Below are 21,274 nucleotides of genomic sequence, written 5' to 3'. Positions count from 1 at the left end.
CTTTTAGGTAGATTTATGGCAAAACGTCCTAGTCCCACGTCACCACAGCAAAATATCCCCAATGATGACTCACAGTCGATGGAGAAGCTTAAACAGTCTGCTGTCTATATCATCGGTGCTATACTTCTCGCATTAGTAGGATATTTTGGATGGACCTATTTTCAAGGTTCAGGGATCAAAGCTGATGAAGTCGCTGCAGATAAGTTTACCGCTATTGAAACCGCGAATGACACCCTACTAAATCAGCCAGAACCTGATGCTGAAGCCCTAAACAAACTTAATGCAGATATTGATGCACTAGTAGCAGAGCATGGATCTACTGTTTATGCGTGGCAGGCGCTCATGATTAAAGCGCGCAATGCGGTAGATGCGAATGATAATGACGTCGCACTAGAGTCTTTAAAGAAAGCGATGGAGATTGAGCTTCATGATTCTGGACTGCACTCTATTACCCAACTACGTTATGCAACAGTATTGCTAGATAGTGGTAACGTGGATGAGGCGATGACGCAAGCGTCAAAAGATGTTCCTGTCGCTTTTGAGGCTAGCCAACAAGAGCTGTTAGGTGACATTTATATGGCTCAAAAAGATAAAGAAAAAGCCATTCGCTCTTATAAAAATGCTTGGAGTTTATTGTCGAAGCGTGTAGAGGAGCGTCCTTTGCTTCGTCTAAAATTGGAAAGTTTAGGAATTAACCCTGAGCCGATTGAGCTACCTCCGCAAATTGTTAATATGCCTGAAGAACAATCGACAGCACCTGAACAACAATCGGCAGTAGAAGATAGCAATGGTACAGACTTGGCTCAAGGTAATTCTGAGGAAGCTGTTACACAAAGCACAGCAGAATAACTCTCTAAATAGGAATTTTCTTAATCGTGATTAACAGTCTGTAGATGATTAGCATGAGTTGATTAGAAAATTTCCAAAAGAACGTATTTATAACCACATACACACTGTTTAAGATTAGTGCTTGCTAAATAAACTGTTAAGTGTGCTATGACTTTTAACCTGATTGAGCTATTCAACTATGTATAACAACACAACAAATCACCCCCAATTGAAAGCGATGGTAAAGGTGTCTAAAATAGGACTTCTATGTGCTTCTATCGCTTTAGTATCGGCTTGTGGAAAGTCGATTAAACCTGAGGTTCATGAACCTACAAAGCTTGTGAAGCTAGAACAGTCCGTTAATGTGGTTCAACCTGTCTTTCAAACCTCTTTAAATAATCGCTCTAAACTGTCAGATGTCAATCGATTTGAAGTCGGGTTTGATGGCAATCAGATTGTTGCCGCTTCAAGCTCAGGTCAAGTTGAAAGCTATAGCCTTGATGGAAAGGCATTATGGAGCGTTAATCTTGATGAAGATATCCTTGGCGGCGTCGCCTTTGATAGTGCGAGTCAAACTGCAATAGTCACCACTAAATCAGCGCGGGTCATTGCCATTAATACCAGTAATGGCAGTATCAAATGGCAGACTCCTATTAACGGTACTGTTTTGTCTCCCGCGTTAATTCATAACAATCGTGTCGTGTTGTCTGGCAACGATGGCATTATGCATGGCTTGTCGTTACAAACAGGGGGTATTATTTGGCAGTTTGCTACTCAGACACCAAGTATAAGTGTGCGGGGTAGTGCTCGCCCAACACTATTGGACAATCAGACAGCTATTATTGCGAGTGCTGACGGTCGTCTTCATGCGGTAGAAATTGAGTCCGGTATTCCTAAGTGGAACCGCCGTGTGGGTATCCCCTCTGGTGCTAGTGAAATCCAACGTATGACTGATATTGACGGTACGCCAACCATAGATCGAGGTAAATTGTTTGCAGTAAGCTATAGTGGACAGCTGCTGGGGGTGGATCTAGCAAGTGGTCAAATACGCTTTTTGTCAGAAGCGGCCAGTAAAAACAGTTTGGCAGTTACTGACAATGCGGTAATATCAACGACGCTAGATGGCTCAGTTAAAGCTTATAGTCGTGATACCGGTGAGTTATTATGGGAAAATGAGGCGTTAGCGTATCGTAAACTCAGTAATCCTGAACGTGTTGGAGACTATATTGCTATCGGTGATTTAGAGGGGGTAGTACATTTCTTATCCCCTCAAGATGGCCGTATTGTCAGTCGTGCTCAGACCAAAGGTCCGATTAATAAGCTAACCTCGCAATCTAATTACTTATTAACACAAACCAAATCTGGTCAGGTCAGTGTCTGGCGCGTCGTACGTTAAGTCTAACGTAGTGGCACCCATCTTGTTTGAAATCTCTAAAAAGGCTTTAATAGATGTATTAAAGCCTTTTTAATTTTTTAATGTTTATCATATCAGCTTACTGACCATTGCTAACCAAAACAACAGGCTCTCCGTTATTCATATATAAATTGGTATCAATATCCTCATAGGTTAACGGCGTATAAGGCCAATGTGCTAAGCGGTTACGACGGCGGCGCAGCTCTTCTCTTTTAAGTTTTGGATCAAGCTGAGGATTAAGAGTGATCGGTGATGATTTTTTGATAAAGTTAGCGTCGTAAAAAGGACGATGGGTAAACCATTCTATATAGTGAGCGGGACGCAGGTTTGGCATCTGTAATGCTTCGAAATCTTGACGACTATTGATCGAATGCCAAACATGAGTTGGAAAGTTGTTTTCAAGCCACTGCGGGCGTGAAAAGGTTTGATTACTGGGTCTAAAAAACCGTCCCTTCATAACCACGTAGCGTTTGTCGATCTTAACTTTGTCATAAAAATCCAAATCAATCCAGACACTGCGAAAAGGTTTGGTCTGCATATGGATGAGTTTGCGTTCAAGATTATCGCGTGAATTGATACCCACCCAGTTTGCGAAGTGATAGGGTGGAGCACCCAAATAGAACTTTATAGCAAGCTCCCAGTGCTCCACCTCATCGGTTTCTTGATTACGTAATATAAAATCAAGCTCACCTGTAGTCTGTGCGCCATTGTATAGTTGAATATTATGCGCTAAGACCTGATAGGGATGAAGACCCAATCGATGCCCATCTTCCAACCAATAATGCACCAGCCCCTCAAAGTGAAAGCCCAGTCGATAGGGACTAGGTCGCGACATTAAATAGCGGGTTAAGTCTTGATAGGCGGTGGTCGTATCTAATTCATGAAGACGTGCTGCATAGTTTTGATAGTGTAGATGCCAAAATTTAGAAGAATGAACGAATATTTTCGGCGCCACCACGTTTTTGTCGGGAGCAACCCATTCATTTAGAATATTTGGACAGGCGAGCGCAAACGCTAAGTCTCTGACAAAAGGACGTTTATAATCTTCCCAAGGGTGCAGTTTCTCTATAGTCATATTAGGGTGTTTATGCTTTAATTGAGTGAGTAAGAGTATAACAAGATTTCTCAACGAAGCATCAAAATGAATGAAAGAGCGATAAAGACAAACTATTATGTTGAAACCAGCACCAGAGACTAACGCTTTAGTCATAGATACAGAAACCGATCAAGGGCGAGACCCTAGACCTATTCAGGTCGCGACTATTGATGTTAAGACAGGCTATGAATGGATGTCCTACTTCAATAGTGGGCGTCCAATCTCGCCTTTTGTGACTAAAATACATGGGATTACCGATGCTGACGTGGTGGGACTGCCCCCATTTGAGTTAGATAAATTTGACTTAAGCGACTACTTAATAGGTCATAATGTTCGCTTTGATTGGGGAGTTATTGGTCGTCCTGATGTAAAGCTTATTTGTACCGTAAGACTTGCAAGAGTGGCTTTTCCAGAGTGGATTGGATACTCTCAGTCTAAGTGTATAGAGCAGCTAATCGGTAAGGATGACGCTGCTGAAATGACCGCTGCCGCTCATGATGCCTTAGGCGATGCCCGTATGTGTTATCTACTTTACAAGGCGTGCTGTGAGCGTTTAGAGCTTGATCCCACGGATTTTGAGGCGTTGCATAACCTATCCAATACGGCCAAACCTATTGCTAAGATGCCATTCGGGAAATATAAAGGACGTATGATAAAGGATGTTCCCTTAAGTTATGTTAAGTGGATGCTAGCAAACATACCTAATATGACGCCCTCATTATATTCAGCATTGCAAAAAAGAATGGCAGAGGTGATTGAAACTAATAAGTAAGGGTTCTACATTAGTAGCCCTATAGACTTAAGCTTTAACACATTCTAATTGGTGTGATTTAAAATCCAGTCTGTTGCCATGTGCCATAATTGTGGCGCCGTAGCATAAGTTTGGCGACTAAAAAACGTCATGTGCCCAATATGACTCAGTCCCATATCCATCGGATTTATCATACGTTTTTCAACGGGCATAGCAGGAAAGACGGCCAACATATCATCGACATTTTTAGCATTCGCAATGTCATCATCTGTGAAGTTTAACCAAAGCGAAGGCGCTGAAAACTCATCATAATAATGGGTAAAAATGGTCTTACCAAACGCAGTTTTGACATAGCCTTTACCATTGCACCAATCTCTCCACTGCTTGGCGACACCACGTGGTAAAGGTTCACCCATACCAAATTTATCAGTGGGCGTGTAACCTAATATTAAATTACCTAAGGTAATAGCGCCGTCCATAAATACAATAGCTTTAGCTTTGAATGGCATGTCCATATTTTTGATACGTCCTGATGAACAGGCCACATTCACTACCGATGATAAGGCTTGAAAGTTTGGCATTAAGCCGATTAACTGACCCCCAGCACTATGGCCTATAAGGTGATATTTTGCATTTGGGAACTCTTGCTGTAGGGCGTCTAAAACGGCGGTGGCATCATGACGCCCCCAGCTGATTAATGATGCATCACATTTTTGAAGGGGACAGTTTAAGGAATCGCCAATACCTTCATTGTCATAAGTAATAACCGCAAATCCTTCTTCTGCTAAATAAGTTGCGAAACTGTTATAGAATTGACGCTTTATGCCAGTGGCAGGAGCGATCATAATGGCATGCTGAATGCTGGCAACATCGTCTTGCTCATCGCCCCTTGGAAGATACAAACTCGCCGTCAAAGGTTGGTTGCGTTCAGTAATAATAGTGAGTGTGGCGGGTGTATATCCTGTAGGGTCTGGTTTTTCTAATTTATCTGCTTGGTTTGAAGTCTTATTGTCATGTGTCATGGGGACGGCCTTGTCTAATATGCTTGCGCGTAGCGATAAATGAGTCTAATAGGATCCTATCATAGGAAATTTAATTAAAGTTTAGTAGCATGAACTCACGCCGCACCATTCATTGTTTTTTTAGCACTTTATTCATATCTTCATACGCGTATCATACAAGTACTGTAAACTAAATCAAACGTCATTAAAAATTATCTATACAAGTGTTTATCTTTATAGCGGCTAATATAAGCTATTATAGATAGCGCACAATGATTTACAATTAATGACTTATTATAGGGTCAATATTTTATAAACGATTACTTTTTAACAATTCAGGTGGTTTTTATTTATGACACAATCCCCAACGTTCTCTGGAAACACAACGCGTTCAACTTCTAAAAAATCTCAATCAAGCTATACTACGATCACTAGTAAAGACGTTGAAAATGTCAGTCAGGTAGTGGACAAATCAACGATTAATCAACCTCTGGTTGCTGTTTATTGCGGTTCACGATTAGGCAAAGACCCTGTGTATGAAGCGGCTGCTCGAGAACTGGGTACTGCACTGGCTAATAATAATCTGGGCTTAGTGTATGGAGGCGCCAGTATTGGTCTGATGGGCGCTGTAGCGGATTCCGTTATCTCAGGAGGAGCACCCGCGGTGGGTGTGATTCCGACCTTTATGTTAGATCATGAAATTGCCCATGAAGGCTTATTTCGTCTACATTTAACCGATACAATGCACACGCGTAAATCCATTATGGCGGAGTATGCCGATGCCTTTATTACTTTACCTGGTGGTCTAGGCACTTTAGAGGAGATCATGGAGATTGCCACGTGGCGCCAATTGTATCAACATGAAAAGCCGATGATTATCTTAAATATTAATGGGTTTTATGACCCATTAATAGCACACTTGAAGCATACGGCTGAACAAGGATTTATGAAACCTGAGGACTTAGAGAGATTAGTGGTCTGTAACGATATTGAGTCTGCAATTGCGCTGTTAAATAAATATGTGCAAATTCAAGATTCCGTAGCCACCCATAAAATATAGCACCGTATAAAAACGAATCAGGCGATTCGTAGAGTTTGATGACACCTTCTGCTCGCAGCATATACGTTACGGCACTAAACTAAACTTTTACCCCATATGCCTCATTAAGTCATACGGCAGATTGAAAAGGCGTAACAACGCCCGACATGGGCAAGGGAAAGGCACGTTGTTGCGCCAAATCTTTAGCAATGCTATCAATATCATGCTTAGTAATATGTTGCAAATAAGCCCATTTATGATGCTGGCGTGCCTCTATTTGTTGCTTCTGAACCGTAATAAGCTCTTGTTGCTCAAGTTCTGTGACAATATCGTCAGAGGCTTCTAATGCTGAAGACGCCTTTACATTTTCAGCCCTTGCATAATGCAGCTCAGGATAAAGACGCACATCAGCGACACGTAAGGTGTCATTTTCACCTGGAATTTGTTGACCGCCATAGAGCGCATTATCGGTTGGCTTTGCAGAAGCAAACTTAGGCACAAACTCACTGACTTGGTCGATGGCTCTTTGACTGCGTTGATGTAGCGTCGTTGGATTCCATCCTTCCTCAATATAATCGAGATAAGTCGGCTTAAGCTTCGGCTGTGCATCGCCATGACTGGTTGCCACAAGACCATCATTGAATAAAGTTACCGCGTTATTCATACTATGAATTTGATAGAACCCATCTGGATAAGGCGTCAGTTGTACCATGCCATGGGGGGTGCCACGCTTTCCATGAATGATAATTTCTGGCAGTAGGTTTGTTGCGGTATCCAAATTAGCATTATTGTGCCATTCAGTAACGTATGAGGCCTTAAATTCGACCATGCGCTGCGCAGGCACGCCGACCATATTATCTATAATTCCCGTTTTGAAGCCACATGCGTTGATCAAGTAATCGACCTGAATAGACTGTTCAAGCGCGTTGCTGTCGTCGGGTTGGCTGTCATGTGACGGCAAAGTATCTGTATACGTGATGTAATTGATCTGCCACTGTTTAGCCTCGGCTAATTCATCTAGTTCCTGCTTTGAAGTCGTACCATTGTATTTAGATGCCTTACTCATAGAGACATTAACCACTTTGGTATTCAGCAACAAATGTGCATTTGAATAACCTTTTAGCGCTGCTTGTGCGGATGCTGCCAGACGAAAAATATTCCAGCCATATTCGTTCACTGCAAATATAGGAAATTTTAGTTTGTCTAAATCCAAATGCTGCGCCGCCTGTAACACCCAATCATCTGTACTTTTTGGCTGGTTTGTCCCACTGTTATTTTGATGGGTTATTAAAGTTTCAAGCTCTTCACGGTCATACATATGAAAGTAATCTTCTGGATCTCCCAATACCTTATTGGCTGAATCTAGCGCTATCAATTGACGATATTCTTCTGTCAAAAGCTCAAGGCGAGGTAATAAATCTTCTGGATTGCCATCGTCACGCTTAGGAATAGCGATCACTGTGGGACGCACATCAATGCTATAGGGATACATTCTAAGCATATCGATCGATTGTTTAAGCAGTGCAACACAATCCTCATCAGGAATTTCGCGATATAAGTTGCCACCAGCGTGTAAATGACACATCGGAGGACCGTCAATCAAGCTGGACTTTGTTTCGAACAGGTAAGTTTGTACCCCTAAGGCTGCTAAGCGTATGGCAATCGTTGATCCAGCAACGCCACCACCAATAATGCCTACTTTAAATGCTTTTTGTTCTGTATTTTCCATAGAGTCCAGCCATAGAGTTCAGTAAGATGCTATGATTATTCATCGTTTTATTAATGAACAGAGTTTAATTAAGGTCTATATTTAAGTTAGGGCGATAATAACAAATCAAGGATATTAAAACTGTAGTTTGCTAGTTGTTAAGCAACCCTTTGTTTGTATAAAAAATACAGTATTGCGTAACTAAGGGCTGTAAGCTTGATTATTAGATGGTGGTGATAAAGAGGATATACAAGTCTGCTATATTGGTAAACGTGAGCCACTTTAAAATAACAACCCGCTACAAAATACTAAAATGGTGTCGTAATAGGTTTGATTTTCAATGAGAATATGATGAAAAAAAATTTGCGAAAGCACGCTAGGCGTCAAGTTAGCTTCCAAGATAAAAATAAGAATCAATTATTAATAGCCTTGGGGTTTTATATTGTATTAGCAGTATTGACAGTTAAAGGTAATCTTCCATTATTACTATTTATTTGGTATGGGGTTATAGGGGCGCTGACCTATTTGATATATGCCAAAGATAAGAAGGCAGCAAAGTTAGGTCAGTGGCGTGTGCCTGAAAAAATCTTACATATTTTGAGTTTACTTGGCGGCTGGGTGGGTGCCATGGTTGCTCAAAATTATTTACGACATAAAACGCAAAAGCCTGATTTTAGAGTGATGTATTATTTGACAGTGGTGTTAAATATGGCAGGGCTATTATATGTGATCGTTGGCGGTGACATTTCCAACGTTTAATTATATACTCGGGATATAAAGAGGCTTTTACAAGAGGCCTATTAATACAAGAGGCATATAAAACAAGTTTTCAAAAAATAATGAAGCATATAAAAACAAAACCCGTTTAAAAACGGGCTTTGTTTTATCGTAATTTGTTATATCGTAAGAAGCTATTAATGTAACTGACAAATTTTACAGCGATTAAGATTGATATTTCTCGTTGCGTTTGCCTTCAAAAAAAAGCATATCAATAATGACTATCGCCACACCTACACAAATGGCAATATCTGCAATATTAAAAATAGGATAGTGCCAGACATCCATGTAATGTACATGGATAAAGTCTATCACCTTATCAATGCGTAAACGGTCTATCAAATTACCGATGGCACCACCTAGGATCAGGGCCAAGCCAATATTTAACAGCTTTGCTTGACGCGGCGCGCGGGTCAGATAAATAATTAAAAAGACTGACATTACGAGTGATAGTCCAGCAAAGAACCATTTTTGCCACCCCCCTTGATCCGCCAAAAAGCTAAACGCTGCCCCATAATTGTAGGCCAAAGTCCAGTTTAAGACCGGCTCTATTACAGGTACCGGCTCATGATAATTGAGGTGGGTAGTCGCCAGCCACTTCGTCCATTGATCCAAACCAATCACACATAGCGCAAGAAGGTACCACAATAGTGCTCGTCCACGATTGGGTACCAACTTTGGGCGCTTAAATAGGCTAGGCGTCGCTGTGGCATATGCCGGTGCGATCTGATCCTTATCGCCTAAAGTGTCTGACAGTGTGTTGTCTGAAAGGGTGCTGTTATCACTGGATTGATTAGGCATAGTGACGAACCTCGCCTGGTCCAGCGATATTTATAGCACAGCGCTTACAAATACCTGGATATTCTGGATTGGTGTTAACATCGTCACGCACATGCCAACAGCGAACACACTTCTCACCTTTAGCTGAGCTGACAGTAACACGAAGATTGTCTATGTCAGTTTCATCACCTTGCTCGCCTGAGAGTGTTTCAAGCGATGCTGAACTGGTAATTAATACAAAGCGCAGTTCATCTTCAAGCTTCGCCAAGCTATCGTAAATCTCGCCATTCGCATAGATAGTGACAGCGGCAGATAGGTTGGCATTGATGCGCTTTTCTTCCCGAGCGGTCTCAATCACTTTGTTAATGGCGTCTTTAGCTTCTAACACTCGTGCCCAATCAGCCTCAGTAAGGGTGGACATCTCAAAGCTTGGTAACTCATACCACTCTTGAGTAAAGATATAAGCATTGTCGCCTGTGGCAGAGTCTTTCAGTAAGGCTTCCCACGCTTCTTGTGCCGTAAAGCTCAAGATTGGGGATATCCAGCGTAGCAGAGCATGGGCGATATGATATAAGGCCGTCTGCGCAGAGCGACGCGGCATGCCATCTTCCATAGTGGTGTATTGACGGTCTTTAATGATGTCTAAATAGAAGCCACCTAAGTCTTGTGAACAAAAGGCGGTCACTTGCTGGGTAACTTGGTGGAAGTCCATAGCATCGTAAGCGGTGATAATGTCCTGTTGAACTTTTTGGGCTCGTAGCATAATGTACTTATCAAGACTGACCAGCTCATTCATTGGCAAGCTGTTGCTAGCAGGATCAAAGTCATCTGTATTCGCCAATAAGAAGCGCACTGTATTGCGAATACGGCGGTACATATCAGTCGCCCCTTTAAAGGCTTGCTTACCGGCGTTCATCTCATAACGATAATCACTGGACGCAATCCACATACGTAGCATATCAGCGCCCGTTTTGTTGATTTCGTCTTGTGGATTAATAATATTACCCAGTGACTTACTCATTTTACGGCCGTTTTCATCGACAACGAAGCCATGAGTCAGCACTTGTTTGTAAGGGGCTCTAGCGTACATGGCTTCTGACGTCAGTAGTGATGTCTGGAACCAACCACGATGCTGGTCAGACCCTTCCAAATACATGTCCGCAGGATTGGTTAAGTTGTCATCTTGGCCGAGTACTGCAAAATGAGTGGTCCCTGAGTCAAACCAGACATCAAGGGTGTCATTTGATTTAACGTACTCTTTAGCATCCTCACCAATAAAGTGCTCAGCATCGGTCTCAAACCAAGCTTCTACGCCGCCTTTTTCGATAAGCTGTGCAATGTCTTCCATCAGCTCAAGCGTATTAGGGTGTAGCTCATCGGTATCTTTATGAATAAAGAACGGAATGGGCACGCCCCAAGTGCGCTGACGTGAGATACACCAGTCTGGGCGACCTTCAACCATAGATTCGATGCGGTTTTGTCCCCAAGCTGGCGTCCAAGTGACATTTGGAATGTCCTGCATCGTCTGCTGTCTTAACGTATTGCCACCCTCGTTGACCTCATGATCCATACGGATGAACCACTGAGGTGTGGCACGGAAAATGATAGGCGACTTATGACGCCAGCAATGTGGATAGCTGTGCTCCATTTTATAATGCTTCAGTAAATGACCGCTATCATGCAAGGTTTCGATGATTTTTGGCTGTGCTTTATAGATATGCTCACCGACGAAGATTTGCGCAGAGTCTAAGTAGACCCCATTACCGCCTACAGGATTTACTGTGGGTAGGTTATAGCGCAAACTAACCACATAGTCATCAGCACCATGCGCAGGTGCTGTATGCACCAGACCTGTACCACTTTCGGTGGTCACATGATCCCCCAAGATAATTGGTACTTGACGATCCTCTAACAGGGGGTGTTGAGCTTTTATAAGCTCAAGATCTGCGCCTTTTATTGTCGTGAGAGTACCCTCATTGTCCAAGCCAAGGGTTTCTATAACATGGTCAACCAAATCAGTCGCTAAGATAAGGTTGCCTTTGTTGGTTTTGACAATACTATAGTCAAAGTCAGCACTAACGGTAATCGCTTGGTTGGCAGGTAGTGTCCAAGGGGTGGTCGTCCAGATAACGGCATAGGTTTTATCAGCGCTATTGTTGGCACTACTATCTAAGTTGCCCGCAGAGAAAAGCTTTGATGGCTCAACGATTTCAAATGACACATAGACGGCATCTGACGTTTTATTTTCATATTCGACTTCTGCTTCGGCAAGCGAGGAGCCACAATCAAGACACCAGTTCACTGGTTTCATACCGCGGGTTACATAGCCATTGGCATAGATTTTCCCTAAGGCACGTACGATATTGGCTTCTTGATGGAAGTTCATCGTCAGATATGGATTGTCCCAGTCACCGAAGACACCTAGACGCTTAAAGTCAGCCATTTGCATTTCGATTTGGCTTCTAGCATAGTCACGGCACAAACCACGGAACTCAGTAGCAGAAACTTTTTGACCGACTTTACCGACTTTGGCCTCTACTTTTTGCTCAATAGGTAGACCATGACAGTCCCAACCTGGCACATAAGGCGCGTCATAACCTGATAACGTTTTTGATTTAATAATAATGTCTTTTAGTACTTTATTGACCGCATGACCAAGGTGGATTTGACCATTCGCATACGGAGGACCATCATGCAAAATATATTTTTTACGTCCTGCTTTTGCCTGACGAATTTTGGTATAGACATTATCCGCCTCCCAAGCTTTAAGCCAGTCAGGTTCACGTTTGGCTAAATTTCCGCGCATTGGAAAGGCGGTATCAGCGAGGTTTAAAGTGTCTTTGTAGTCTGGATACTCTGTTGTTGAAGGGGTTGAATCAGTCATATATGCCGTCTTATATATTGAGTTAAAACAAAAATTTAGTGTAAATTTAAAGTGATACTATATTTGGGTTTTTAAAAGTAAAGCAGTGGTTTTGAACGTAAAACAGATAAGGTTTAATAACCTTTCAAATTTAAATATTTGGGTCTGATGCACAGTCAAGCATGATGCCAGCAGTCTGTATCCATGACACCAGTGGCAAGCATTTATCAGTTAGTTGCGACATTATAAAATAAATTAAGGGCTAAAAGTAATTAAATAGCTGAAAGCCTAGCCACTGTCAATAGTGCATTTCGGTCTGTCTTAATGTTGGGTCTATTTTGTCGCTCGTTAAGTGCTATATGATAATTGTTTCGTCAGTCGTTAATACAAAGAGCAAGGCAAGTAACTGCGTGCGCATCAAGCGTGACAAACCAAGCGTGACAAACCAAGCGCGATACTCTAATAACAATACAAACTATAGGTATAAGATTAAGGTTGTTGCTGATTTAAAGGGTGTTCGCTTATTGGTGTAGTTTGTCCATCAATTCTTAACCAGCGTCCCATCACTTCAGCCAACTCATCCACACCGTCTTTTTTTAATGACGAAAAAAGCTGAATACTAAAAGGGAGACCCATCTTTTCAAGTTCACGTTTGGTATTTAATAGTATATTTTTGGCGGGTCCGTACTTAAACTTGTCTGCCTTGGTTAATAGTACATGCACAGGTAACTCGCCATCTTTAGCCCAGCGCAGCATTTGTTCATCAAAAAACTTGAGAGGATGGCGACTGTCCATGAGAAGTACTAAGCCTGCCAGACTTTCACGAGAGACCAAGTATTCTTCAAGTTCTGTTTGCCAAACCAGTTTCATCTTTTCGGGTACGGCTGCATAACCGTAGCCTGGTAAATCAACCAAGCGTGCTTGATCATTCCCGATAGAGAAGAAGTTTATCATTTGCGTGCGCCCTGGTGTTTTTGAAGAACGAGCAAGCTGGCGTTGATTGGTTAATACATTGATTGCTGAAGATTTACCTGCATTTGAGCGTCCAGCAAACGCTACTTCATAGCCAATATCCGGTGGGCATAACTTGAAAGTGGGGGCAGACATTAAAAATTCTGTTTGTTCCAAACGCTTTCTGGGTGTCAAATGTGATAAATCTGAGGCTGACTCAGGGGCCATGTATTCTGGTGCTTTGGTTTTTTTTGTCTTGGAGGTGTTGGCCATAGGGTGTCTCAAAATTTGAACGATAAACAAGAGTGTAGAATATGAAACTTAAACAACTGACAGCTATTTAACCTATTATAAAATTTAAGTATGGTAATAAATAACTTTAACAACAAATAGATGATGCTTGTTAAATTGTGTGAGATAAAATAATAGCACTATTTGTCGTTATAAGTGCTAGCCGTAATACTTAAATAAGAAGACAACAGGCGAATAAATCGCCTCATTATAACGAGTCTTTGCAACTAATGATAATGACCTAAGTTAAGAGTATTCAATACATTAAATTATTTTAATCAATTTATTGACTTTAATAACTTAAACTTTAACATAAGTTTGATAAAATGGCGCAGCGAATGAATTGATTCTCATAATGTTTGTTATTACGTTTTTAAAAATCGTCAATGCACAAATTTCAAAGGTAAGATTTCACATCGATATGGGAAATTGAGTGATACCCTTAAGTGAGGTCGCCTTCAATAGATACTTAATGAATTTATATCAACATACATATCAGTTTAAAGTTACGCCTTTAAACGCATGAATTATAGTGATACCAAAAACGTAACAGACAACGTGAGTATCAGCAACAAAAAACCTTAGTCTTTATATTGAAATTTAACTAAATAGCGCCATAATATAGTTAAGTGAATAAGTGTATACTAAAATGCAAACGTGTTATCTTGTATATTATGCTTTGCACGATGCAATACCCTTATTCTAACAATTGCATGATACCTTGATTGTTCTACTGTTTAGAGCATATCAGAGGTAAGGAGAGTCGAAATGAGACTTACAAAAGTTGCAACACCCTTTGTTATCGGGTTGCTATTAAATAGTTTGCCATTGTTAGCCAATGCTGATACGGCTCAACGTTATGAAGACAGTTGCGCCGCTTGTCATGCCACAGGGGCCTTAAATGCTCCAAAAACGGGCGATAAAGCCGTTTGGGATAAGCTTAAATCTCAAAAAGGTATGCCTGCATTGGTAAACTCTGTAAAAAATGGCATGCCGCAAATGCCAGCTGGTGGCTTATGCAGTGACTGTTCCAATGCAGATTATGCAGCATTAATCGAGTATATGGCAAAATAGTCATACTTAATAAGTTCAATATAATAACTATATGATTGTTCCAAAAACTAATATGTAGACCTATAAGTCATAATATTAAAAAAAACCTTAGTAATGCTAAGGTTTTTTTAATTAAAGGCTAATAATTGTAAGGTATATCAATCTATACTGACTAATATGTCACTCATAGGTAGCTATTTTTACAAAACTATTGATATAATAATGACATCAAATATTCTCAGTGAGTCGTTATAACTTGAACTTAGCGCTAATTTGTTATAATAGTGTGAGTCATGATTAAGTTACATAAAGCTAATTAGAACTTATATTAACGTTACAAGATAGCAAATAGTGTTGCACCAGAGTTATAAGTACTTAGCTACCGCCTGAAAGACTTAGTAGGATTAAACTACAATGAAAAAATTGCTCGTTGCCTCCAGCTTATTTATTGCCAGTCTCAGTGCACATGCAGTTATTACTGTTCCTAAATATGATGTTGCGGCAGGTCAAAAAATTGTCGAAACATCCTGTGCTGCCTGTCATGGTATGACTGGAATTAGTGTTGTACCGACACAGCCCAATCTTGCCGGGCAGAATGTGCGTTACCTATTTAAGCAATTAAGAGACTTCAAAACAGGATACCGTACTAACGGTATTATGCAGGGACAGGTTGCAAATTTATCAGAGCAAGACCTTGCTAACGTGGCAGGCTATTTTTCAGAACAAAAGCCTTGGGGTGCCTTCGCTGGTAATCCAGCGACTACCGCAGCGGCGACCAAACTTTTCTTGGGTGGTGATAAGACACGAGGTGTGATTGCTTGTGCAGGGTGTCATGATCCGAAAGGTTCTGGTAATGCTTACGCAGCCTTCCCTCGTATTGGCGGTCAACACGCTGAATACCTTGGTTTGCAGTTAAAAATGTTCCGTGCTGCGGGTCGTGAAGATGACGTAAGTAAAGATCAAATGCGCGTAAATGATGGCGCCAAAGAAGGTGATAAAGGCATGATGCAGGTTGTGGCTTCAAGACTTTCTGATAAAGACATTAAGATGTTATCTCAGTATGTAAGTGCTATTCACTAAACTTACTTTTGATTGATATTGATCTGATAATTAGTGTACTACAACCCCGTTCATCGGGGTTTTGTTGTTATAGTGACTATAAAAGGTTTAAAACATTGATTTAGTAACTATACTTTATTACATTTGATTTTCAGATTCAAAATCAGTTAGATTGTCATTCAACGTATCTTTATTTAACCTATTATTTAACCCGTGGACATTCGCATGCAAAATTGTTTTGCCTCACTTATTATTGCCGCACTATTACCCTTATTGCTCTTTCATTGGTTTGTGCCAATGCCAATAGGTCAATTAGATTTTTGGCTGATGTGGGTTATAGCAATGCTGGTCGTAGGATTGCCTTTATTGTATGCTGAAGTTGGACTTGCGCATCGCAGCCAAAAAACTCCAGCGCAAGGTATTCAGGAGCTCACTCGACAAGCAGATACCAGTACGATATGGCGAAGTTTTGTGTGGTTAGCCGTTTTGCTATCTTTGGTTATTGCTGGTTTAGGTATTGATGCAATCAGTGCTAATCTATTGGAAGCAATGCGTGAGCTGGGTATCAATTTTGAGGTTCCAAGCTATGCACTCGCCATTGTTCTGATGGTAATTGCAGCCTTATTGAGTTTACTCGGGTCTGGCAGTTTGGTAGTTTCACTGGTGCTTATCGCCATCGCTTTTGCCATCGGGGCGGTGACTCATTTGTCTTCATTGGCCTTGGTTATGACTGAGCCCACTCTTAGTGAATGGGCGAGAGCAGTGACCTTAGCCTTAGTCAGTGTTGGGGTAGGGACGGGTCTATATTGGTTTAATAATCCGCTCGTTAGCAAAGATCCTAATCACAGTGCAGAAGTAGGTCGTAATACGAAAGAGATAGCCACAAAGACAGTATTGCCGATTTGGTTGACCCAACTGGTGATAGGCAGTATTGCGCTTATGTTCAGTACATTCAGTACAGGTGCTTTAACCCCAATCCCAGCGATTATATACGGACTAGGGGTATTGGCGGCGGCTGCCTATTTTATTCACTTTGCGAGTACTCAGATTGCCACTAAGTTTGGTCGCTTTGGTATAGGGATAGCGACGGCAGTGAGTATGGTTATTGGAATATTATTGGTATTAGTTGCCTCGCCACACGCGTTAGTAATAATACTGGTCGTGCTTAGTATTCTCAGCGCTCTTGTATTGGCGATTTTCTCAGGCTGGCAAATGAAAATTAGTCATATGCGTAAGTCTTTAAACTTTAAGTCTGAAGGCATTTATAACATGTGGAGAGTGGCCATTCGTATCTTAGCACCACTACTCATTTTGATAGCCGTAGTCGGTTGGTTTTTATCATGAATCATGAGGGTGTAGCGTTACAGATTAGAAAGCAGGCTATCAAAGTGGCTGATTCAAATGTGGCTCTTTCTAATGCCAGTCCTTACAATGTCAGTGATTCAAATGTTGATAGAATACCAATTAGTTTAGCCTATGCACCAACACCCATTGAGAACGTATATCTTGAAATTGAGGTGCCTCAAGATACCAATTTGCTTGACGCATTAACGTTAGCAGGATGGTTAGCACAGTATCCAGAATTAGATAAATGGTGTGATGCTCACCGTCATGACACTCAAATAGACAATAAGCACTGGTGTGTAGGGGTGTTTTCGCAGAAGAAATTATTGAGTTATATATTGCAGGCGCATGATCGTATTGAGATATATCGACCCCTGACTATAGACCCAATGCGTAAGCGTAAAAGAAGAGCTAATGCTCAATAGTCAGTATTAATCTATTAGTGTTTAATAGACTTTATGAGTTTTAATAGGCTTAATTAAAGGAAAACAGCTTATTACCTAAATAGTCCGCATAAAGACTAAATAAGACTAAATAAGACTAAATCTTGTAAGGTAATAAGCTTTAAAACTTATTCAAACCAACTCGAACCAAAGATTGAATTATCGATGGGTGACATTACCAATCTCAAACTCATCTAAAATATAGCAATGGCATTAGGCCACTATATATAGAATTGCTGAGTGAACGAGTAAGCGAATTATTTGGTGACAGGTAAGGTATCAACGCCTTCAATCTTAGTGACAATATCGTCATTATCAAAGTATATAACCAGATGTTGACTGGCATCTTGAATAACTTTTTTACCGTCACGTTCACCATAAGTGCCTGGGGTATAATCATAGATATAATCCCAGCGATTCGGTGCAAGAGTGTCACGCAGAGCAGGACTACCAATTAAATAAAGCACTTGGTTTTTCGACATCCCTGGTTGAATCTGCTGCGCTTGTGTTTGAGTAATAGGCGTGCCTTGTGGCAAATCTATCTTATAAACGCCAAAGATAGAACAAGCAGAGAGTGATAATGTGGTTGCAATAGCCACGGGGTAAAAAAAGTATTTTAATGATTTCATAGTTTCACGTTTTTAAATTATCCATTGATAACGCTAACGATTAAGTTAGCGATTAGAGTCTATAGCGAATAAGAATATTAACTCAAGACCGTTTACTCTACCACAGGTAATTATAGTTGCTGTTAATTATAGTTAGTATTAACACGTTATTCCAAATCTTAGTACTGTATGCTTTGAATTCTTGTCGTGGATAGATTAATACCCTAACCACTACGACAATATATTCAGTATAACCATACTTCGAAACTGTCATGTCTAAAGACTGTCAGATTTTAAAGCCATCATATGTTAAGAACTACAATTAAATCGATGCATCTAACAAAGTAGGGGTTATAATTAATCAATCGAAATGTTTCGATAAATGATACGTCAATTACTTGCAATTGCCTACCACTTACGAGATTATTTAGTTAAATTTTGCATTAATGTCACCCATAATGCACTTTCGCATATTCATTATAACCTATAGGGAACACAATGAAATTTACAAATCAGGATTTACGTAAAGCTGGATTAAAAATTACGTTACCCCGTGTCAAAATTCTTGAGCTATTAGAGAGCGCTGAACATCATCATATGAGCGCTGAAGAAGTGTATAAAGCGTTAATAGAGCAAGGTGAGGATGTCGGTTTAGCCACAGTATACCGTGTGCTCACTCAGTTTGAGCAGGCAGGAATTGTTGAGCGTCATAATTTTGAGAACAATCTTTCTGTGTTTGAGATTACCCAAGAAGAGCACCATGACCACTTAGTGTGTGATGTTTGCGGTAAAATTGTCGAATTTCATAATGCTCGAATTGAAGAAGAACAATTAAAAGTTGCTGCAGAACACGGCTTCAAACTATCTGGTCATTCACTGGTTATGTATGGTCTATGTGATAGTGAAGAATGTCGAAACTCAGCTAAGTAGAGCTAAGCGTTACCTTATAGAGACTACCTATTTATAGATGCTAACGATTAACCCTTCAATATAACTATCAGAACTGGCATATTAAGCGGCGGCTATTTATGCGGCGGCTATATTATGGTCAGATGTCATAAACTATTAGGTTGCTTCGCGTGACGCTTAGCTTGTTCTTTAGTGATTATATCGAGACTTATTAAGGTTTGAAGTGAATCATCTAAAGTGGTCATACCATTTTGGCCGCCCGTTTGAATAGCAGAATACATTTGCGCTAATTTATTTTGACGAATTAAATTGCGAATGGCAGGTGTGGCAATCATTATTTCATGCGCAGCCACACGGCCACAAGAGAGTGATTTGACAAGCGTCTGAGAAATAACAGCTTGTAATGACTCAGAGAGCAACGCGCGAATCATATCTTTTTCAGCGGCTGGGAATACATCAATAATACGATCTACTGTCTTTACGGCAGAGCTGGTATGCAGTGTGGCAAATACTAAATGCCCCGTTTCTGCAGCAGTCAGTGCCAAACGTATGGTCTCAAGATCTCTTAATTCGCCGACTAATATGACATCTGGATCTTCTCTTAATGCTGAACGTAGGGCGGACTCGAAGCTTAAAGTGTGGCGAGATACTTCACGTTGATTGATTAAGCTAAGCTTGGATTGGTGTATAAACTCAATTGGATCCTCAATCGTCAGTATATGTGCTTTGCGAGAGTTATTGATATAGTCAATGAGTGCGCCTTGAGTTGTGGATTTACCAGAGCCGGTTGGGCCTGTAATAAGTACCAGACCTCTTGCAAAACTGGCAATGCGCTTTAAGGTGTCTTCAAGCGAAGTATGGTGAATATCGGGCTGATGTGAAGTAGAGGCATCCAGCCCTAATTCTGAAAGAGACATGATCTTGGAGGGAATAACTCTAAATACTGCAGCAGCCCCTAGATTTTGATGAAATGCATTGACCCTAAATCGAGCGAGATCAGGAACATTAAACGCATAATCAAGCTCTAGACTCGCTTCATATTCAGTACGCTGCGAGGCGGTCATGGTGGCATAGATAAATTGTTGTACCTCACTATGTGCTAATGGTGGCATATCAAGTTTAATCAAGTCACCGTCTTTACGAATCATAGCGGGCATACCAGCAGAGAGATGTATGTCTGAAGCCTGTCGCTGATACGCATAGTCTAATAGACGCTCAATGCTGTCAAATTCGTTTTTACATTCACCATCATATTCAGTATTTAATTCTTTATTACACACTACACTGCTAAATTGGGTTACATCCCTATTCGTCACTAAGTTATTCCTTATCCAAATTACCCGTCATTTAAAGCTATCATATCAAGTCTACAAAGTTTTATAGCATTATTTAACCCATTAAATCTTTTTCATGGTAATTAATATTTTTTAGTGGATAGAATTAAATTATCCTAATGATGACACCATTTAATGTCGACAACCTGAAGCTGAGTTGGTCAATGTTCTAACAGACGTTAAAGTTCTCAAAATACAATTAGCGACTGTTAGCTATATTATTTAGCCATTACTTAGCATGACAGTATGAGATAACTCTAAAAATGAAGGGGCGTAATATGACCGATTCTAAGATATCCAACAGTGAATTATTGCTACGCTGGCAGGCCGTAAAACAACAGGTGGATGACGCTTGTGCAGCATCAAACCGAGATTCCGTTACCTTACTGGCAGTGTCTAAAACTAAGCCTGCGAGTATGATTGTCACTTTGTTTGAGGCAGGACAGCTTCATTTTGGGGAAAACTATCTACAAGAAGCGGTGGATAAAATCGCAGAAGTAAACAAATTGACCTCTCATTTAGACACTAACGTTGATATCGTTTGGCACTATATTGGTCATATCCAGCGTAATAAGACCCGTGATATCGCTGAAAATTTTGACTGGGTACATACCATTGAGCGCGATATCATTGCCAAACGGCTAAGCAATCAACGTCCTGAACACTTACCGAAGCTCAATGTGCTTATTCAAGTCAATATAGATAATGAAGAGAGTAAGTCAGGCTGTTTACCTGAAGAGGTGAATGGGTTGGTCGGTCTTGTGAAAGACTATGAAAATTTGAACCTACGCGGGTTAATGATCATTCCTTCAAAACAGGACACCGATGCGTTTGCCAAAACCAAAGCGCTGTTTAATACCGTCAAACAGTCGCATCCAGAACTTAGTCACTGGGACACCCTTAGTATGGGGATGAGCGGGGATATGCAGCAAGCCATAGCCGAGGGCTCAACCTTGGTTCGGGTAGGCAGTGCCATTTTTGGTGCAAGAGAATAACGACATTTTAATTTTGTCATCAGTCCTAAA

At 40.8% G+C, this 21,274-nt stretch carries 19 protein-coding genes; 11 read left to right on the top strand and 8 right to left on the bottom strand.

All coding sequences use genetic code 11. The annotated features are described in order from the left end of the window. The first annotated feature begins 15 nt into the window (after positions 1-15). Entirely contained in the window at positions 16-849 is an 834-nt protein-coding gene (locus AC2SLT_RS07025; RefSeq protein ID WP_486546933.1) for a YfgM family protein, read from the top strand. Positions 850-1,027: 178 nt separating this feature from the next. After that, positions 1,028-2,224, top strand: a complete 1,197-nt coding sequence (bamB, locus tag AC2SLT_RS07020) for an outer membrane protein assembly factor BamB (RefSeq protein WP_486546932.1) — start codon at positions 1,028-1,030, stop codon at positions 2,222-2,224. Positions 2,225-2,321: 97 nt separating this feature from the next. Here the strand turns inward: bamB and AC2SLT_RS07015 are convergent, their stop codons facing one another. Continuing rightward, positions 2,322-3,317, bottom strand: coding sequence for a DUF1853 family protein (locus AC2SLT_RS07015; RefSeq protein ID WP_486546931.1), 996 nt, complete (start codon positions 3,315-3,317; stop codon positions 2,322-2,324). Positions 3,318-3,414: 97 nt separating this feature from the next. On the opposite strand from AC2SLT_RS07015, the gene AC2SLT_RS07010 reads away from it, so the two are divergent. Beyond that, entirely contained in the window at positions 3,415-4,110 is a 696-nt protein-coding gene (locus AC2SLT_RS07010) for a 3'-5' exonuclease (protein WP_486546930.1), read from the top strand. 44 nt (positions 4,111-4,154) lie between these two features. Here AC2SLT_RS07010 and AC2SLT_RS07005 read toward each other — a convergent pair whose 3' ends face one another. Continuing rightward, positions 4,155-5,111: an alpha/beta hydrolase family protein gene (locus AC2SLT_RS07005; RefSeq protein ID WP_486546929.1), complete on the bottom strand. Its 957-nt coding sequence runs from the start codon at positions 5,109-5,111 to the stop codon at positions 4,155-4,157. A 331-nt stretch (positions 5,112-5,442) separates the two neighbouring features. Here AC2SLT_RS07005 and AC2SLT_RS07000 point away from each other — a divergent pair, with 331 nt between their 5' ends. Continuing rightward, on the top strand, positions 5,443-6,150 hold the full coding sequence (locus AC2SLT_RS07000) for an LOG family protein (RefSeq protein WP_486546928.1): 708 nt from the start codon (positions 5,443-5,445) through the stop codon (positions 6,148-6,150). A gap of 109 nt (positions 6,151-6,259) precedes the next feature. On the opposite strand, the gene AC2SLT_RS06995 is transcribed toward AC2SLT_RS07000, so the two are convergent. Next, positions 6,260-7,858, bottom strand: a complete 1,599-nt coding sequence (locus AC2SLT_RS06995) for an FAD-dependent oxidoreductase (RefSeq protein ID WP_486546926.1) — start codon at positions 7,856-7,858, stop codon at positions 6,260-6,262. Between the two features lie 327 nt (positions 7,859-8,185). Here AC2SLT_RS06995 and AC2SLT_RS06990 point away from each other — a divergent pair, with 327 nt between their 5' ends. Then, positions 8,186-8,596 (top strand): DUF1294 domain-containing protein, encoded by a 411-nt coding sequence (locus tag AC2SLT_RS06990; RefSeq protein ID WP_486546925.1) that lies wholly within the window; start codon positions 8,186-8,188, stop codon positions 8,594-8,596. Between the two features lie 183 nt (positions 8,597-8,779). Here the strand turns inward: AC2SLT_RS06990 and lspA are convergent, their stop codons facing one another. From lspA to yihA, 3 genes are all read right to left on the bottom strand, one after another. Then, entirely contained in the window at positions 8,780-9,415 is a 636-nt protein-coding gene (gene lspA, locus AC2SLT_RS06985; protein ID WP_486546924.1) for a signal peptidase II, read from the bottom strand. Next, on the bottom strand, positions 9,408-12,278 hold the full coding sequence (gene ileS, locus AC2SLT_RS06980; protein WP_486546923.1) for an isoleucine--tRNA ligase: 2,871 nt from the start codon (positions 12,276-12,278) through the stop codon (positions 9,408-9,410). The genes lspA and ileS overlap by 8 nt, the downstream gene beginning before the upstream one ends. Positions 12,279-12,746: 468 nt before the next feature. Beyond that, positions 12,747-13,481: a ribosome biogenesis GTP-binding protein YihA/YsxC gene (yihA, locus tag AC2SLT_RS06975; protein WP_486546922.1), complete on the bottom strand. Its 735-nt coding sequence runs from the start codon at positions 13,479-13,481 to the stop codon at positions 12,747-12,749. Between the two features lie 786 nt (positions 13,482-14,267). Between yihA and AC2SLT_RS06970 the strand changes: the two genes are divergently transcribed. The 4 genes from AC2SLT_RS06970 to AC2SLT_RS06955 all read left to right on the top strand — a co-directional run bounded on the left by AC2SLT_RS06970 (position 14,268) and on the right by AC2SLT_RS06955 (position 17,380). Further along, positions 14,268-14,573: a c-type cytochrome gene (locus tag AC2SLT_RS06970; RefSeq protein WP_486546921.1), complete on the top strand. Its 306-nt coding sequence runs from the start codon at positions 14,268-14,270 to the stop codon at positions 14,571-14,573. A 393-nt stretch (positions 14,574-14,966) separates the two neighbouring features. Next, positions 14,967-15,632 (top strand): c-type cytochrome, encoded by a 666-nt coding sequence (locus tag AC2SLT_RS06965; RefSeq protein ID WP_486546920.1) that lies wholly within the window; start codon positions 14,967-14,969, stop codon positions 15,630-15,632. Between the two features lie 204 nt (positions 15,633-15,836). Further along, complete coding sequence (locus tag AC2SLT_RS06960) at positions 15,837-16,955, top strand: hypothetical protein (protein ID WP_486546919.1); 1,119 nt, start codon at positions 15,837-15,839, stop codon at positions 16,953-16,955. Next, complete coding sequence (locus tag AC2SLT_RS06955; RefSeq protein ID WP_486546918.1) at positions 16,952-17,380, top strand: RnfH family protein; 429 nt, start codon at positions 16,952-16,954, stop codon at positions 17,378-17,380. Before AC2SLT_RS06960 ends, AC2SLT_RS06955 begins: the two co-directional genes overlap by 4 nt. A 275-nt stretch (positions 17,381-17,655) precedes the next feature. On the opposite strand, the gene AC2SLT_RS06950 is transcribed toward AC2SLT_RS06955, so the two are convergent. Continuing rightward, positions 17,656-18,027, bottom strand: coding sequence for an outer membrane protein assembly factor BamE (locus tag AC2SLT_RS06950; protein ID WP_486546917.1), 372 nt, complete (start codon positions 18,025-18,027; stop codon positions 17,656-17,658). Between the two features lie 477 nt (positions 18,028-18,504). Here AC2SLT_RS06950 and fur point away from each other — a divergent pair, with 477 nt between their 5' ends. Next, positions 18,505-18,936, top strand: coding sequence for a ferric iron uptake transcriptional regulator (gene fur / locus AC2SLT_RS06945; protein ID WP_486546916.1), 432 nt, complete (start codon positions 18,505-18,507; stop codon positions 18,934-18,936). A gap of 125 nt (positions 18,937-19,061) precedes the next feature. Here the strand turns inward: fur and AC2SLT_RS06940 are convergent, their stop codons facing one another. Further along, a complete protein-coding gene (locus tag AC2SLT_RS06940; protein WP_486546959.1) occupies positions 19,062-20,135 on the bottom strand; it encodes a type IV pilus twitching motility protein PilT in 1,074 nt (357 codons plus the stop codon). Between the two features lie 392 nt (positions 20,136-20,527). Here AC2SLT_RS06940 and AC2SLT_RS06935 point away from each other — a divergent pair, with 392 nt between their 5' ends. Next, complete coding sequence (locus tag AC2SLT_RS06935; protein ID WP_486546915.1) at positions 20,528-21,244, top strand: YggS family pyridoxal phosphate-dependent enzyme; 717 nt, start codon at positions 20,528-20,530, stop codon at positions 21,242-21,244. Positions 21,245-21,274 lie beyond the last annotated feature (30 nt).

Source organism: Psychrobacter sp. CX18, from assembly GCF_057396215.1.
Note: the sequence above shows the minus strand (reverse complement) of the source record. Positions and strands in the feature narration are given on the sequence as shown.

Excerpts from the sequence above, each read along its gene's own strand:
- AC2SLT_RS06990 (WP_486546925.1), top strand. The coding sequence starts at position 8,186 with ATGATGAAAAAAAATTTGCGAAAGCACGCTAGGCGTCAAGTTAGCTTC.
- AC2SLT_RS06995 (WP_486546926.1), bottom strand. The coding sequence starts at position 7,858 with ATGGAAAATACAGAACAAAAAGCATTTAAAGTAGGCATTATTGGTGGT.
- bamB (WP_486546932.1), top strand. The coding sequence starts at position 1,028 with ATGTATAACAACACAACAAATCACCCCCAATTGAAAGCGATGGTAAAG.
- AC2SLT_RS06970 (WP_486546921.1), top strand. The coding sequence starts at position 14,268 with ATGAGACTTACAAAAGTTGCAACACCCTTTGTTATCGGGTTGCTATTA.
- AC2SLT_RS07000 (WP_486546928.1), top strand. The coding sequence starts at position 5,443 with ATGACACAATCCCCAACGTTCTCTGGAAACACAACGCGTTCAACTTCT.
- AC2SLT_RS07015 (WP_486546931.1), bottom strand. The coding sequence starts at position 3,317 with ATGACTATAGAGAAACTGCACCCTTGGGAAGATTATAAACGTCCTTTT.
- yihA (WP_486546922.1), bottom strand. The coding sequence starts at position 13,481 with ATGGCCAACACCTCCAAGACAAAAAAAACCAAAGCACCAGAATACATG.
- ileS (WP_486546923.1), bottom strand. The coding sequence starts at position 12,278 with ATGACTGATTCAACCCCTTCAACAACAGAGTATCCAGACTACAAAGAC.
- AC2SLT_RS06950 (WP_486546917.1), bottom strand. The coding sequence starts at position 18,027 with ATGAAATCATTAAAATACTTTTTTTACCCCGTGGCTATTGCAACCACA.
- AC2SLT_RS06960 (WP_486546919.1), top strand. The coding sequence starts at position 15,837 with ATGCAAAATTGTTTTGCCTCACTTATTATTGCCGCACTATTACCCTTA.
- AC2SLT_RS07025 (WP_486546933.1), top strand. The coding sequence starts at position 16 with ATGGCAAAACGTCCTAGTCCCACGTCACCACAGCAAAATATCCCCAAT.
- fur (WP_486546916.1), top strand. The coding sequence starts at position 18,505 with ATGAAATTTACAAATCAGGATTTACGTAAAGCTGGATTAAAAATTACG.
- AC2SLT_RS07005 (WP_486546929.1), bottom strand. The coding sequence starts at position 5,111 with ATGACACATGACAATAAGACTTCAAACCAAGCAGATAAATTAGAAAAA.
- AC2SLT_RS06965 (WP_486546920.1), top strand. The coding sequence starts at position 14,967 with ATGAAAAAATTGCTCGTTGCCTCCAGCTTATTTATTGCCAGTCTCAGT.
- AC2SLT_RS07010 (WP_486546930.1), top strand. The coding sequence starts at position 3,415 with ATGTTGAAACCAGCACCAGAGACTAACGCTTTAGTCATAGATACAGAA.
- AC2SLT_RS06955 (WP_486546918.1), top strand. The coding sequence starts at position 16,952 with ATGAATCATGAGGGTGTAGCGTTACAGATTAGAAAGCAGGCTATCAAA.
- AC2SLT_RS06935 (WP_486546915.1), top strand. The coding sequence starts at position 20,528 with ATGACCGATTCTAAGATATCCAACAGTGAATTATTGCTACGCTGGCAG.
- lspA (WP_486546924.1), bottom strand. The coding sequence starts at position 9,415 with ATGCCTAATCAATCCAGTGATAACAGCACCCTTTCAGACAACACACTG.